The 15,096-nt window shown below is 46.4% G+C and carries 17 protein-coding genes; 16 read left to right on the top strand and 1 reads right to left on the bottom strand.

Going from position 1 to position 15,096, the window contains the following annotated elements; genetic code table 11:
• Positions 1-413 precede the first annotated feature (413 nt).
• From H8706_RS09690 to rsmA, 7 genes are read left to right on the top strand one after another with little or no spacing between them, the layout of a single operon-like run.
• Complete coding sequence (locus H8706_RS09690; protein ID WP_262432452.1) at positions 414-812, top strand: SoxR reducing system RseC family protein; 399 nt, start codon at positions 414-416, stop codon at positions 810-812.
• Positions 805-1,452, top strand: coding sequence for an ATP-binding protein (locus H8706_RS09685; protein ID WP_178347436.1), 648 nt, complete (start codon positions 805-807; stop codon positions 1,450-1,452). The genes H8706_RS09690 and H8706_RS09685 overlap by 8 nt, the downstream gene beginning before the upstream one ends.
• 48 nt (positions 1,453-1,500) lie before the next feature.
• Positions 1,501-1,707: a 4Fe-4S dicluster domain-containing protein gene (locus tag H8706_RS09680; protein ID WP_178347437.1), complete on the top strand. Its 207-nt coding sequence runs from the start codon at positions 1,501-1,503 to the stop codon at positions 1,705-1,707.
• A gap of 10 nt (positions 1,708-1,717) precedes the next feature.
• Positions 1,718-2,782 carry a 3-methyl-2-oxobutanoate dehydrogenase subunit VorB gene (locus tag H8706_RS09675; protein ID WP_178347438.1) on the top strand — a complete coding sequence of 355 codons (1,065 nt, stop codon included), beginning with the start codon at positions 1,718-1,720 and terminating at the stop codon, positions 2,780-2,782.
• On the top strand, positions 2,782-3,537 hold the full coding sequence (locus tag H8706_RS09670) for a thiamine pyrophosphate-dependent enzyme (protein WP_178347439.1): 756 nt from the start codon (positions 2,782-2,784) through the stop codon (positions 3,535-3,537). The genes H8706_RS09675 and H8706_RS09670 overlap by 1 nt, the downstream gene beginning before the upstream one ends.
• A gap of 1 nt (position 3,538) precedes the next feature.
• Positions 3,539-4,069, top strand: a complete 531-nt coding sequence (locus H8706_RS09665; protein WP_178347440.1) for a 2-oxoacid:acceptor oxidoreductase family protein — start codon at positions 3,539-3,541, stop codon at positions 4,067-4,069.
• Positions 4,066-4,926 (top strand): 16S rRNA (adenine(1518)-N(6)/adenine(1519)-N(6))-dimethyltransferase RsmA, encoded by an 861-nt coding sequence (rsmA, locus tag H8706_RS09660; RefSeq protein WP_262432451.1) that lies wholly within the window; start codon positions 4,066-4,068, stop codon positions 4,924-4,926. Before H8706_RS09665 ends, rsmA begins: the two co-directional genes overlap by 4 nt.
• A 45-nt stretch (positions 4,927-4,971) precedes the next feature.
• Here rsmA and H8706_RS09655 read toward each other — a convergent pair whose 3' ends face one another.
• Complete coding sequence (locus H8706_RS09655; protein ID WP_178347442.1) at positions 4,972-5,199, bottom strand: hypothetical protein; 228 nt, start codon at positions 5,197-5,199, stop codon at positions 4,972-4,974.
• A 450-nt stretch (positions 5,200-5,649) separates the two neighbouring features.
• Here H8706_RS09655 and H8706_RS09650 point away from each other — a divergent pair, with 450 nt between their 5' ends.
• From H8706_RS09650 to H8706_RS09610, 9 genes are all read left to right on the top strand, one after another.
• Entirely contained in the window at positions 5,650-8,013 is a 2,364-nt protein-coding gene (locus tag H8706_RS09650; RefSeq protein ID WP_262432450.1) for an endonuclease MutS2, read from the top strand.
• Positions 8,014-8,063: 50 nt separating this feature from the next.
• Positions 8,064-9,056, top strand: coding sequence for a helix-turn-helix transcriptional regulator (locus tag H8706_RS09645; RefSeq protein WP_262432449.1), 993 nt, complete (start codon positions 8,064-8,066; stop codon positions 9,054-9,056).
• Between the two features lie 18 nt (positions 9,057-9,074).
• Positions 9,075-9,743, top strand: a complete 669-nt coding sequence (locus tag H8706_RS09640) for an HAD family hydrolase (RefSeq protein ID WP_178347444.1) — start codon at positions 9,075-9,077, stop codon at positions 9,741-9,743.
• Positions 9,744-9,852: 109 nt separating this feature from the next.
• Positions 9,853-10,557: a UMP kinase gene (pyrH, locus tag H8706_RS09635; protein WP_178347445.1), complete on the top strand. Its 705-nt coding sequence runs from the start codon at positions 9,853-9,855 to the stop codon at positions 10,555-10,557.
• A 135-nt stretch (positions 10,558-10,692) separates the two neighbouring features.
• Positions 10,693-11,244 (top strand): ribosome recycling factor, encoded by a 552-nt coding sequence (frr, locus tag H8706_RS09630; protein ID WP_262432448.1) that lies wholly within the window; start codon positions 10,693-10,695, stop codon positions 11,242-11,244.
• A gap of 50 nt (positions 11,245-11,294) precedes the next feature.
• Entirely contained in the window at positions 11,295-12,032 is a 738-nt protein-coding gene (locus H8706_RS09625; RefSeq protein WP_262432447.1) for an isoprenyl transferase, read from the top strand.
• A gap of 3 nt (positions 12,033-12,035) precedes the next feature.
• Positions 12,036-12,875: a phosphatidate cytidylyltransferase gene (locus tag H8706_RS09620; RefSeq protein WP_262432446.1), complete on the top strand. Its 840-nt coding sequence runs from the start codon at positions 12,036-12,038 to the stop codon at positions 12,873-12,875.
• A 27-nt stretch (positions 12,876-12,902) separates the two neighbouring features.
• Positions 12,903-14,057, top strand: coding sequence for a 1-deoxy-D-xylulose-5-phosphate reductoisomerase (locus H8706_RS09615; protein ID WP_262432445.1), 1,155 nt, complete (start codon positions 12,903-12,905; stop codon positions 14,055-14,057).
• The gene (locus H8706_RS09610) at positions 14,051-15,082 is read left to right on the top strand and encodes a M50 family metallopeptidase (RefSeq protein WP_262432444.1); all 1,032 of its coding nucleotides are present in this window, start codon (positions 14,051-14,053) and stop codon (positions 15,080-15,082) included. Before H8706_RS09615 ends, H8706_RS09610 begins: the two co-directional genes overlap by 7 nt.
• The last annotated feature ends 14 nt before the right edge of the window (positions 15,083-15,096 follow it).

The raw sequence follows: 15,096 nt of genomic DNA, 5'->3' as shown, positions 1-15,096 counted from the left end.
CAACAGGTTATCGAAATATTTCTCAAACAATAACAGAAAACAAACCGTTCGCTAAAAATTAACATTTACAGAACGGGTCAAGGGCATAGCCCTTGTCGTTTAGGGGTGTGGGGGAATCGAAACCCCCACGTTTTCCCTCTGCTTTTGCGCCAAAAGCAGAGCCTGCGGAGCAACCAAAAAATTACGATAACCTATTTTTGATATAGAAGAAAAAATTTAAAGTTTCAGCAAAATCGAGGGGGCGAGGGGAAACATCACCTTCCTTTTTCCCTCCCTTTTGGTTAAATTTGCATAAACGCTTATTTTTCTGCTTTACAAACTCAAAAAAATTTGCTATACTATACGTTAACAAAAAATATGACAAAAACCGACAGGGCAATGCAAAAACCGGCCGGACGGTTTAAGGTGAAAATATGACGGGTCAGGGACGTGTTACAAAAACAGACGGTAAATTCGCGTACGTTTTATGCGTGCGCAAATCCGCGTGCGGTGAAAGCTGTGTGCACTGCAAAATCTGTGAAAACCGCGGTGTGCAGGTGCTTGCCGAAAACAGTATCGGCGCGTCGGAGGGCGACACGGTGAGCGTCACCGCAAGCACAAAAAGCGTGCTTTTTTCGTCGTTTATTCTCTACATTCTGCCCGTGATTTTGTTTATTGTATCGCTTATCCTCGGCGGTGCGGTGTTTAAAAGCGAAAAATTAAGCCTTATTTTCACCGCGGTTTCGCTCGCGGTGTGGCTTATTGTCATAAAATTTTTGGGTAAAAAAGAAATAACTCACACAATTTCGGAGGTGATATATCACCGTGATTAGCATAGTAACAGGTCACTACGGAAGCGGAAAAACCGAGTTTGCGCTAAATCTTGCGCTGAAGAAAAAAGCGGAGGGAGAGCGCGTCACAATCTGCGACCTTGACATTGTAAATCCGTATTTCCGCACGAGCGACGTTAAAAATTTTCTGTCCGAAAAGGGTATAAACGTTGTCGCGTCGGAGTTTGCAAGCTCAAACGTCGACATTCCCGTTTTGCCGAGCGAAATTTTATCGGTGTTTGCGGACGGCGGAACCGAGGCGGTTTTCGACGTCGGGGGCGACGAGGACGGAGCGGTGGCTCTTGGCGGATTTTTTAACTACATCAAAAACAAGGAATACAAAATGTATTTTGTGATAAACGCAATGCGTCCTATGACGGCAAACGAGGACGATATTCTGGAGCTTGCGCACAAAATCGAAGAAACATCGCGCCTTAAAATCACCGACGTGGTAAATAACACAAATCTTGCGTATCTCACCGAACCGAGCCACATTTTAAACAGCGCGGAGCTGATAGAAAAATGCGCTGAAAAGCTCGGAACGGGTGTGACATATATATCGGGAAAAAAGGAAATTCTCGATAAAATTCCGCAAAAGAACAAGCATTTTGAGCTTGAAACATTTATGAATTTACCGTTTTAATTTAAAAATTTACTAATTTTCGATAAACGTAATAAGGAGGTGCCGTAAATGGCAAAGGTAGTGTTCAACGAGGACAAATGCAAGGGTTGTATGCTTTGCGTGTCCGCCTGTCCGAAAAAAATTGTGGTAATCGCAAAAGACAGGATTAACAAAAAAGGCTTCAATCCGGCAACCGTGATTGAGCAGGACAAATGTATAGGCTGTGCCTTTTGCGCAACAATTTGTCCCGACGTGGTAATTGAGGTAGAAAGGTAGGTTGAGAAAAATGGCAAAAGTATTGGTTAAAGGTAACGAAGCGCTTGCGGAGGCCGCAATAAGGTCGGGCTGCCGTTTGTTTTTCGGATACCCGATAACGCCTCAAACAGAGGTATCGGCTTATATGGCTAAAAAAATGCCGAAAATCGGCGGAACTTTCCTCCAGGCGGAGAGCGAAGTTGCGGCGATAAATATGGTTTACGGCGCAGGCGGTGCCGGAAAAAGGGTTATGACAAGCTCGTCCAGCCCCGGAATAAGCTTAAAACAGGAGGGACTTTCCTACATTGCCGGTGCAAACGTTCCGTGCGTTGTGGTTAATATCGTCCGCGGCGGCCCGGGACTCGGCGGTATTCAGCCGGCGCAGTCCGACTATTTCCAGGCGGTAAAGGGCGGCGGCCACGGTGATTATCACCTTATCGTTTTGGCTCCGTCGTCAATTCAGGAAATGGTAGACTTGACAAGCGAGGCGTTTAATCTTGCGGATGAATACAGAATGCCCGTAATGCTTATGGGCGACGGTATGCTCGGTCAGATGATGGAACCCGTTGAGTTCCCCGAGGAGGACGAAAACGCGGTTTATGCGGAAAAAGGCTGGGCGGCGTGCGGTACGCAGATGAAACGCAAACACAACATTATAAATTCGCTCTACATTAACGCAAAAGACCTTGAAGATACAATTATCGAACGTCAGAAACGCTACGACATTATCGAGCAGAACGAGGTTCGTTTCGAAGAAGAAGGCACGTCCGACGCGGATATAGTCCTTGTTGCATACGGCACAACGGCGCGTATCGCGAAAACCGCAATGGCAAAGGCGCGCGCAAAAGGCATAAAAGTCGGTTTAATCCGTCCGATTACGCTTTGGCCGTTCCCGAAAGACGTTTTTGCACGCGTTGCGGACGGCAAAAAGAAATTTTTGTCGGTTGAAATGAGTACGGGTCAGATGGTCGAGGACGTAAAACTTGCGGTAAACGGCAAGGGCGAGGTTCATTTCTTCGGCAGAACGGGCGGCATTGTGCCCACTCCGACCGAAATTTTGACAAAAATCGAAGAATTAAACGGAGGTGCGTTTTAATGGAAAAGGTTTTCACAAAACCGCACGCTTTGTGCGATGTTAATTTTCACTACTGCCCCGGCTGTACGCACGGCATTGTGCACCGTTTGGTTGCCGAGGTTATAGACGAGCTGGGTATCGAGGGCAAGGCGGTAGGCGTTGCGTCGGTAGGATGCAGTGTTTTTTCGTATAACTATTTTGAGTGCGATATGCAGCAGGCGGCTCACGGCAGAGCGCCGGCGGTTGCAACGGGCATAAAAAGAGCGCTTCCCGAGTCGTTCGTTTTCACCTATCAGGGTGACGGCGACCTTGCCGCTATAGGCACGGCGGAAACCGTTCACGCGGCGGCGCGAGGCGAAAATATTTCGATTATATTTATAAACAACGCAATCTACGGTATGACGGGCGGTCAGATGGCGCCGACAACGCTTGTCGGCCAGGTTACGCAAACCTCGCCGTACGGACGTAATGCGGCAACACAGGGATACCCCATAAGAGTGAGCGAAATGCTTTCAACTCTCGAGGGTCCGGCGTATATCGAGCGTGTTGCGGTAGACAGCGTTGCGCACATCAAAAAAGCAAAAGAAGCTATTAAAAAGTCGTTCCAAACCCAGCTTGACGGCAAGGGATTTTCGCTTGTCGAGGTTGTTTCGACCTGTCCCACAAACTGGGGAATGTCACCGCTTGAGGCTATGGACTGGCTCAGAGATAATATGATTCCTCACTATCCTTTGGGAGTTTATAAGGATATTACGGCAGAAAAGGGGGATAAATAAGATGACACAGGAAATAATTTTTGCAGGCTTCGGCGGTCAGGGTATTCTGTTTGCCGGAAAGGTTGTGGCATATGCCGGAATGAACGAGGGCAAAAACGTTTCGCATCTTCCCTCATACGGCCCCGAAATGCGCGGAGGTACGGCAAACTGCTCGGTTATAGTGTCGGACGAGCCGGTAGCGTCGCCCGTTATCACCGACCCCACAAGCCTTGTGGTTATGAACGGCCCGTCGCTTGACAAATTTGAAAATTCGGTTGTTAAAGGCGGTAAAATTTTTATCGACTCGACTCTTATTTCGCGCGATGTTGAAAGAAATGACGTTGAAGTTTTCAAAATCGACGCAACAAATCTTGCGAATAAAATGGGACTTCCCAAGCTTGCAAACATCATTATGGTGGGCAAGCTTGTAAAAGAAACGGGACTTTTCACGTACGATGAAATCAAAAAGGCAGTTACAAAAATGGTTCCGCCCTCAAAGCCTGAACTTCTGGAAAATAATATGAAAGCGTTTGACACAGGTTACAATTTATGAGAAATTTAGCGTCACCGCGCGTGATTAAAGAAATTTTATCGGAATATGAGTTTAGATTTTCAAAGTCGCTCGGCCAGAATTTTCTGGTAGACGAGGGCGCGCTTGCAGGCATTTTGTCCGGCGCGGATATTTCGGAGGACGACTGCGTTCTTGAAATCGGCCCCGGCTTCGGCACGCTTACACAGCGCCTTTGCGGTGCGGCGAAAAAAGTCGTGTGCGTTGAAATCGACAAAACGGTTATCCCCATTCTTGAGGAAAATTTAAAGGATTTTGACAATTTTGAAATTATAAACGACGACGTTATGAAAATCGGCATAAAAAGCCTTGCCGAGGAAAAATTCGGCACGGAAAACGTGAAAGTTGCGGCAAATCTGCCGTATTACATCACAACGCCGATAATTATGATGCTTTTGGAAAGCAAGGTGAAATTCAAAAGCATAACGGTTATGGTGCAGAAAGAGGTCGCAAAGCGCCTTTGCGCAAGCGAGGGAACGAAAGATTTCGGCGCAATCAGCCTTGCGGTGCAGTATTTTTGCAATGCAAACTATCTTTTCGACGTTCCGAACACCTCGTTTATGCCCCCTCCGAAAGTCACGTCAACGGTGGTACGGCTCGATTTGCTCGATAAACCGCGCGTCAGCGTGAAAAAAGAAGAAATGTTTTTCAAAACGGTGAAAGCGTCGTTCGCACAGCGCAGAAAAACGCTTTTAAACGCACTTTCAAACGCGGGATTTTCGGGATTTTCAAAAGCGGAAATTTCAGAAATTCTTAAAAATATCGGCATAGACGAAAAACGCAGAGGCGAAACACTTTCGATAGACGAATTTGCGCGCCTTGCGGACGCACTTACAAAATAAACAAAATGAGCGGAAGATTTTCTCCTCCGCTCATTTTTTGCGTTTTTACGCGGTTTTGCAGTGCGCGTATTCGCGCAGAACCTTTCTTACCACGCATTTTTTCAAAAATTCAAACGTTCTTTTCAAAATCACTCCGCAAAACACAAGTTTTACCGAGAAAAACGCCTGTGACAAAATCTGCGAAAAGCTTATGCCGTCAAAATCCGACGCGCCTGCCGTTCCGATAAGTGTTATTATTCCCGCGATAATCAAAAGATTAAAAATGTTTTTCATAGTTTTTCTTCCTTTCGTTTTGTTTATTGCTTAGGCATCAGAGGATCGAACCCCGTATGCCTTGCATTTTAAAAATTTCATGCCTTTTCGGCTTGTCGTCCTCGAAAGGCGTCAGCCTATCTTCGTCCTCCGTACCGAAAATTCAAATAATTTTTAAAACGGAAGGTCGAAGAGTTTAAATAGAGCAAATTTTTAAAAAGACAAGGCGAAAAGCTGGGTTAATACTGACGTATAACATAGCTTTTCAACGCAGTATTTTGGAAAATTTGCCTATTTAAGCCACACGGGGTTCGCTCCTCTGATGCCTATAAGTCTATTATAAAGTTTTATCTGTCCAAAAAACCGTACAATAAAACATTTGCAAAATTGAATATTATGTGATATAATGCCTATGAATATATAATAAGCTAAAATTTCAGGATTTTTCGGCAAATTACGGAGGTTTGGCATATGGAAACAAAAGCCTTGAAAACACTTGAATTTGATAAAATATTAAAACGTTTGTCCGACTTTGCGGTTATGGAAAGCACAAAAGACGAAATAATGCGCATAATGCCGGCAAAAACGCTTAAATCGGCGCAGAAAATGCAGGACGAAACCAAAGAGGCGTCGCGTATTCTTACAAAATGCGGAAGTCTGCCCATCACCTGTGCAAGCGACGTCACAGCGTCGTTAAAACGTGCGGATATGGGCGGAACGCTCACAATGTCCGAGCTTTTAAACATTGCAAAGGTGCTTGAAACGGCGCGCAGAATTAAAATGCACACAAAAGACGCGGAATGTGAAATTCTCGCCGAGCATATAGACGCGCTCTATGAGGACAAGCGCCTTGAAACTGACATCACGGGCGCGGTTATCGACGCGGAAACAATGGCGGACGACGCGAGCAGTACGCTTTTGGATATAAGGCGCAAAATCCGCGCGGCGAACAATAAAGTTAAAGATATTCTGCAAAAAATCATCACGTCGCCGTCGCACCAAAAGCACCTTCAGGAACAGCTTATAACGCTTCGCGGCGACCGATACGTTATTCCGCTCAAAAGCGAATACAAAGGCGCAATCCCCGGCGTTGTGCACGATGTTTCCGCCACCGGTTCGACCATATTTTTAGAGCCTATGAGCGTTGTTGAAACAAACAACGAAATCCGCCGTCTTTTGGGCGAGGAAAAAGACGAAATCGAAAAAATTCTTGCAAATCTCACAAACGAAGTTGCGCTTGTTTCAAAGCTTATAAAAATGAGCTATGACACAATTTCGTGCATAGATTTGATTTTCGCAAAGGGCAAATACGCTCTTGCGACCGACGCTTTTGCGCCGAACATCAACGATAAAGGGCACATAAATCTGCGCCGTGCGCGCCACCCGTTAATCGACCCGAAAAAGGTGGTTGCAACCGATATTTATCTTGGAAAAAATTTCGACACGCTGGTTATCACGGGTCCGAACACGGGCGGTAAAACGGTAACGCTTAAAACAATCGGACTTTTGACGGTTATGGCGCTTTCGGGCTTGCATATCACCGCGGAGGAGGGCTCGGAAATCGCGGTGTTTGAGGACGTTTTTGCCGACATCGGCGACGAACAGAGCATTGAGCAGAGTTTGAGCACATTTTCCGCGCATATGGTTAACATCGTGGATATTTTGTCGAAAATCAGCGAAAAAAGTCTTTGCCTTTTCGACGAACTCGGCGCCGGCACAGACCCCACCGAGGGCGCGGCGCTTGCAATCAGCATTTTGGAATATGTGAAAAACACGGGCGCGAAATGCGCCGCAACCACGCATTACAGCGAACTTAAAGTGTATGCGCTTTCAAACAACAGGGTAGAGAACGCGTCGTGTGAATTTGACGTTGAAACCCTTGCGCCGACGTACAGACTTCTTATCGGTATTCCCGGAAAGAGCAACGCGTTTGCAATTTCAAAACGGCTCGGACTTTCGCAGTTTATCATTGACAACGCGAAAAAGCATATCGACACCGAGAGCGTGAAATTTGAGGACGTTATATCCGAGCTTGAAAAGAACAGAATTTTGAGCGAGCGCGAAAAGGACAAAGCGCAGAGCATTAAGCAAGAGGCGGAAAATATCAAAAAGGAAATGGCAAAGCGCAACAAAATTCTGGACGAAAAAACCGAGAAAATCCTTGAAAAAGCGCGCGCCGAGGCGAAGAAAATCATTGAGGACGCAAAGCGCGAAACCGAGGACGCGTTAAAGCAGATTAAAAAAGCGCAGAAAATGAAAGATTTGACCGAGGCGAACCGCGAAATGGAGCGCGCACGCCAGAAGATAAACAAAAAAAGCAAGGAAAATGCCGATAACAAGTACGAGAAACCGAGCGTAAACACCAAAGCGCCCAAGAGCGTAAAGCTGGGCGACAGCGTGGAAATTGTGAGTATGGGGCAGAAAGGCACGGTGGTGACCCTCCCCGACAGGAGCGGTGCGCTGACGGTAAAAGTCGGCATTATGAAATTAAAATCGAATTTGTCGGATTTACGGCTTATTAAAGAGGAAAAACCCAAGCAGAAACAAAAACGCGCGTCCGGCGGAATGGGTGACGGCGCAAAATATATGAACGTTTCGGCCGAGCTTGATTTGCGCGGAGAAAATATCGAAGATTCGATATATATTCTTGAAAAATTCCTTGACGACGCGGTTTTGTCGTCGCTCACACAGGTGAGAATTATCCACGGCAAAGGCACGGGTGCACTGCGTCAGGGCATACATCAGTATCTGCGCAAACAGCCAAGGGTGGAAAGCTTTGCGCTTGCGTCCTACGGCGAGGGCGACAGCGGTGTGACAATCGTTAAGCTTAAATAAGCCTTGCAAAGACGACAATGCGAAGAATATCCGAATAACGGGGGTGCGGTGTGGCAAAAGAGAGCAATCAGAAGTTAAAAATTTTATATCTTTTAAAATTTCTGTACGAGGAAAGCGACGATACGAATTTTGTTTCTATGACGCAAATTCTCGATTATCTCGCGTTGTGCGGAATTTATGCCGAGCGCAAGTCGGTGTATTCCGACATCTGCGAACTGGAGCATTTCGGGCTTGACATTATCAGCCGAAAGGGCAAAAATGCAGGCTACGCGCTTGCGTCGCGTACGTTTGAAACAGCACAGTTAAAGCTATTGTGCGACGCGGTGAATGCGTCGCGGTTTGTCACCGAGAAAAAAAGCCGTGAACTTATCGGCAAAATCGGCGGTCTAACCAGCCGTCACAACGCGCGCGAGCTGAACCGTCAGCTCTATATGACCGAGCGCGTGAAAAGCGGAAACGAAACGATTTATTACAACGTCGACACGCTCCACGGCGCGGTTTTCGCAAAAAAGAAGGTCGCGTTTAAATATTTTGAATATAACGTGCAGAAAAACAAGGTTTACCGAAACGGCGGTGCGGAATACGTCGTGTCGCCCTATGCGCTTACCTTCAGCGACGAAAATTACTACCTTGTTTCGCACTACGAAAAGCACGGAAATCTCACAAATTTCCGCGTTGACAAAATGGAAAACATACGTATTCTTTCGGAGGACGCGGAGGATATTTCAAAAGTTACACCCGAAAATTTCAAGCTTTCAAGTTACACAAAACGGCTTTTCGGAATGTTTGCGGGCGCCGAGGTGAGCGTTAAAATAAGGTGCGAAAATTCGCTTGTAAACGCGGTTATCGACCGTTTCGGGCGCGATATTCCCGTTCTTCCCGACGGCGACAGTCACTTTATCGCAACGGTAAACGTTGCGGACAGTCCGACGTTTTTCGCGTGGGTGTTCACGTTCGGCGGAAAAATGAAAATCGTTTCGCCCGAAAACATAGCGCAAAAGTTTTTGAGCGCGGTTAAAGATGTTGAAAAAATTTACGAATAGATAAAGGGGATTTTTAAAATGTATAAAGCTGCGGTTTTTGACGTTGACGGCACAATCGCCGACACAATCGACACAATCTGCTACTACGGAAACCGTTCGATGAAGAAATTCGGTCTGCCCGAGATTGAGCGCGAACGGTATAAATATCTTGTCGGCAGAGGCTACGAAAACCTTGTAAAAGGTATGCTCTGCGAGAAAAACGCGTATTCCGACGCGCTTTTTAACGAGATGAAAGAGTTTTATCACGACGATTACGAAACCGATTCGATGTATCTTACAAAGCTGTACGACGGAATTTCTGACGTTGTGAAATTTTTGAAAAATTCGGGCTTTAAGCTGGGCGTTTTGTCAAACAAGCCGACCGGCGCGGTGCACGACGTTATCGGCGCGTTTTTCAAAGAAGGCACGTTTGACATTCTTTGCGGCGGCGGTGACGGATTTCCGTTAAAACCCGACCCGTCCGCACTTTTGGATATGCTGAAAAAACTTGACGTTTCGCCCGATGAGTGCATTTACGCCGGCGACACGAAAGTGGACGTCGAAACGGGCAAAAACGCAAAAATTTTCACAATCGGCGCACTGTGGGGGTTCCGCACGCGCGAAGAACTCGAAAATGCCGGCGCGGACGTCATAGCAAGCGAGCCGAGAGAAATTATCGAAATTGTAAAAAACAAAAATAATTTTTGATTTTGACCGTTTAAATTTAGAGGATTTAAGATTTGCGTGTCGAAATATTAAAGTTGAGAAAATTTGCAAAAGTTTAAAATATAAATAATATACGAAAGGAATTTTACTTATGGAACCGAAATACAAAAGAGTATTGCTGAAACTCAGCGGTGAGGCGCTTGCAGGCGAAAAAGGCTTCGGTCTTTGCGAAGACACAATCGGAAGAATTACCGACACGATTAAAGAATGTGCCGAAATGGGCGTTCAGATTGCAATAGTTGTGGGCGGCGGAAACTTCTGGAGAGGCCGTTCCGGTGTTAAAATGGACAGAACGAGAGCCGACCATATGGGTATGCTTGCAACGGTTATAAACGCGCTTGCAATTCAGGACGCGCTCGAACAGAGAGGTGTTCCCACACGCGCGCAGACGGCTATTGAAATGCGTCAGATTGCCGAACCGTACATCAGAAACAAGGCAATAAGACATCTTGAAAAGGGCAGAGTTGTTGTTTTCGGGTGCGGTACGGGAAATCCGTTTTTCTCTACAGATACAACCGCGGCGCTCCGTGCGGCTGAAATAGACGCAGAGGCTATTTTGCTTGCGAAAAAGGTTGACGGCGTTTACGACAGCGACCCGAACATTAACAAAGACGCGGTTAAATTTGACAATCTTTCGTATATTGAAGTTTTAAACAGAGGACTCGGCGTTATGGATTCCACCGCAACATCGCTTTGTATGGATAATTCAATCCCGATCCGCGTGTTCGGTCTTGATGACCCCGACAATATTAAGAAGGTTATCCTCGGCGAAGAAATCGGAACCTTGGTGAAATAGGATTACGGTATTAACCGTCTGAAAAACGGAAAAACATACGACGGCACTCACCGTCCGAAATTTGTACGGGACGATGCCTGCATCGTCCCGTATCAAAAACAATTTTATAAATATTTATAAAAGGAGCAAAAAATTATGGCTAAATACGAACAATTTGAAACCAAAATGAAAAAATGTATATCGGCATTGGAATTTGACTTAAACACAATCAGAGCAGGCAGAGCAAACGCGGCGGTGCTCGACAAAATCAGCGTTGAATATTACGGCGTTGCGTCGCCCCTCGCACAGGTTGCGTCAATCTCGGTTCCCGACGCGCGCACAATCGTTATCGCACCGTGGGATATGAGCCTTGTGGGCGAAATCGAAAAGGCGATTTTGAAATCGGAGCTCGGCATAAACCCGCAGAACGACGGCAAAAGCTTGCGTCTTAACTTCCCGCCTCTTACCGAGGAAAGACGAAAAGAACTCGTTAAAGAAGTGAGCAAAAAAGGCGAAAATTCCAAAGTTGCCGTACGCGGTGTGCGCCGTGACGCTATGGAATTTTACAAAAACGAGAAGAAAAACGGCGATGTTACCGAGGACGAACTCAAAACGATAGAAAAAGATATTCAGAACCTCACCGATAAATACGTTAAAACGGTTGACGATACCGTTGCGGCAAAGGAAAAAGAGATTTTGTCGGTTTGATGTTAAATTTTTTATGCATTTGACGCATTTTATTTTTGAGGGGTAAAAATATGTTTTTTAAAAAGCATAAATCGGTGCGCGTTGACAAAATGTCGTTTCCGAAACATATTGCCATAATTCTGGACGGAAACGGCAGATGGGCGAAAAAAAGAGGACTTCCGAGAAGTGCCGGTCACTCTATGGGGGCGAAAAATCTTGAAAACGTGGTAAGATACCTTAAAGACACAAGCGTGCGCTATCTTACCGTTTACGCGTTTTCCACCGAAAACTGGAAACGTCCCAAAGACGAGGTTGACGACCTTATGGCTCTGCTCGAAAAGTATCTGCGAAACTACGACGAGCTTCTCGGCGGAGAGGACGTGCGCCTTAAAATAATCGGCAGAAAAGAGGGGCTGTCCGACACGCTTATCGACCTTATAAACGAGGTTGAGGAAAAGTCGAAAAACCGAAAACAGCTCACCGTGAGCATCGCGCTCAACTACGGCGGACGGCAGGAAATCTGCGACGCGGCGAAAAAAATCGCAGAGGACGTAAAATCGGGCAAAATAGACGTTTCGGATATTGACGAAAATCTTTTTAACGATTATATTTACACAAAAAACATTCCCGACCCCGACCTTATTATCCGCCCGAGCGGAGAGGAGCGGCTGAGCAATTTTCTGCTTTGGCAGTGCGCTTATTCGGAATTTTGGTTTTCAAACGTTTGCTGGCCAGATTTCACGCCCGACAAGCTTGAGGGCGCGGTCGCGGATTTTCAAAAAAGAAACAGACGTTTCGGAGGTGTGTGATTTATGCTGAAAGAGAGAGTTATATACGGCACGCTCGGCTTTGCGGCGGCGGTTGCGGTGATTTTGCAGGGCAGTGTTGCGTTAAGCATTGCCGTGTTTGCGCTTGTGGTCATGGCGCTTTTTGAAATGTATAAATCGACGGGGCTTTTGAAAAAATATAAAAGTCTTACCGCAGTCGGATTTATGTTCGCCGCGGCGGCTATGATTTTTCTTCTCACCGCGGCAATTCAGGACAGAATAAATTATTCCGTCTTTTCAAAAGGCGTTTTGCAGGCAACGCTCGCGTTCGGATTTGTGCTTATGCTTTTTATGATTTTTATGCACGAAACCGTGCGTTTTTCCACCGTTTCAATGCTCTTTTTGGAAACGGTGTATATAACCGTGACATTTGCGCATATAATTTTAATCAGCGGAGAGAAAAACGGCGCGTTTACCGTGTGGCTGGTGTTTTTCGGCGCGTGGGGCGCGGATACGTTCGCGTACTTTGCCGGAAAAACTTTCGGCAGACACAAGCTTATTGAAAAGGTATCGCCCAAAAAGACCGTTGAGGGCGCGCTCGGCGGAGTTTTGGGAAGCGTTTTGGTATACATTCTCTACGGTGTAATTCTTGCGAAAAACGGAGTCGGCATAAACTACATAAATCTTGCGGTGACAGGCGTTCTCGCGGCGGTTATCTCGCAGGTGGGCGACCTTATTATGTCGTGTATAAAACGTGAAAATCACATAAAAGACTACGGCGATATTATCCCGGGCCACGGCGGAATTTTAGACAGATTCGACTCTGTTCTGACCGTTGCGCCCCTCATTTTCTATCTTAACATTTATTTGCCGTCCATATTGTAAAATTTGGGTATTCAAAAGGAAAAACATATGAAAAATATTGCAGTTTTAGGTTCAACAGGTTCAATCGGCACGCAGACTTTGCAGATTGCCGGGAATGATAAAAATATTAACATCTGCGCACTTGCGGCTAAAAGCAACGTTAAGCTTTTGGCAGAGCAGGTGCGCAAATTTAAACCCGTAATTGCGTGCATTGCCGATGAGGAAAAGTATTCGGAACTTGCGCGCGAAACCCGTGATTTAAGCACAAAAATCGTGTGCGGTGCGGACGGAATGGCGGAAACCGCGTCGGTTAAGGAAGCCGACAGCGTGCTAAATTCGGTTGTGGGAATTGCGGGACTTATCCCTACAATCTGCGCGGTTAAGGCAAAAAAACGTCTGCTTTTGGCAAACAAGGAAACGCTCGTGTGCGCAGGCGAAATTGTGATGAGCCTTGCGCGCGGAAACGGTGTTGACGTTATCCCCGTCGACAGTGAACACAGCGCGATTTTTCAGTGTCTTAACGGCGAGAAAAGGGAAAAAATCAAAAAAATCTGGCTCACCGCGTCGGGAGGTCCGTTTTTCGGCAAAACGCGCGCGGAGCTTGAAAACAAAACGAAAGAGGACGCTTTAAAGCACCCGAACTGGAGTATGGGCGCGAAAATCACAATCGACAGCGCAACGCTTATGAACAAGGGGCTTGAAATTATCGAGGCGTGCCACCTTTTCGGCGTGGATATTGACAAAATCACCCCCGTAATCCACCGTCAGAGCATTGTTCATTCTATGGTGGAGTTTTGCGACGGCTCGTATATGGCACAGCTCGGCTCGCCCGATATGCGTCTGCCCATAAGCTATGCAATAAACTATCCCGAAAGAAAACCGTCGTTTGCGGACGAACTGGACATTTTTCAAAAATCGTGCTTAACATTCGATAAGCCTGATTACGACACGTTTAAATGCCTTAACCTCGCGGTGTCGGCATACAAAAAAGGCGGTGTTCTGCCTGCCGTTTTAAACGGCGCGAACGAGGCGGCGGTGGATTTGTTTTTGCAGGGTAAAATTAAATTTTTGGATATTGCGGATTTGGTTGAAAATGCGCTTGAAAAATTTGACGGCGGCGGAAAAATCACTCTTGACGCAGTGCTTGACGCCGACAAAGAGGCGCGAAAAATTGTATATGAGAGGGGATTAAGCCTATGCTGACGGCGGTTTGGACAATTTTAATTTTCTGTACCTTAATTTTTATACACGAACTGGGGCATTTTATTGCTGCAAAGTCGGTGGGAGTAACCGTTCACGAATTTTCAATCGGAATGGGTCCCAAGCTTTTTTCGCGCACCAAGGGCGAAACCGCGTACAGCGTACGCCTTTTGCCTCTGGGCGGATTTGTGCGACTTGAGGGCGAGGACGACGACAGCGAAAGCGACGGCGCGCTGTGCAACAAAAAGCCGTGGCAGAAATTCGTTGTGCTTTTCGCCGGCGGATTTATGAATTTCGTTCTCGGATTTTTGGTTTTCATCTTCCTTGCCGCAAACACATATCTTACGTCCAATATCATCGGCGCGGTTACCGACGGTTTTTCTATGCAGGAGCAGGGTTTTGCCGAGGGCGACAAAATCGTTGCAATGGAGGCAAACGGCAAATCGCACCGAATTTCAAGCTATAACGACATTATGCTTTTTAACCTCACAAATCCCAGCGCGGACGCGGACATAACCGTTGTGCGAAACGGCGGAAAAATCACAAAACACGTATCGCTCAAAGCGGACGAAAGCGGACGCAAAATTTACGGATTTTCGCCGAAAATTCTGCCCAACACACCGCTGAACGTTATAAAAGCGGCATACGATAATTCGGTTTATATGACAAAAATGGCCGGAATTTCGCTTTGGTGGCTGATTACGGGAAAAGTGCCCGTCACCGAAGTGTCGGGACCTGTGGGAATTGTGAGCGAAATAAACACCGCCGTTTCGGAAACCGGCGGATTTGAGGGACTTTTGCGCGCACTCTCGCTTGCAGGACTAATCTCGATAAACCTCGGCGTGATGAACCTTCTTCCTTTGCCGGCGCTTGACGGCGGACGGATTGTGTTTGTAATCGCCGAAAAAATTCTCGGTCACAGAGTAAGCCCCGGCAAAGAGGGACTCGTTCACTTTATCGGCTTTGCGATTTTGATGGCGTTTATGCTGTTTATCACTTTTTCGGACATACGCAAGCTTTTCGGGTAATTAAACCGAAAATT

Origin of the sequence: Qingrenia yutianensis (assembly GCF_014385105.1) — a bacterium.
Classification (GTDB): Bacteria; Bacillota; Clostridia; order UMGS1810; family UMGS1810; genus Qingrenia; species Qingrenia yutianensis.
The sequence above is the reverse complement of the archived record's forward strand: the minus strand, read 5'-3'. Positions and strand labels throughout refer to the sequence as shown.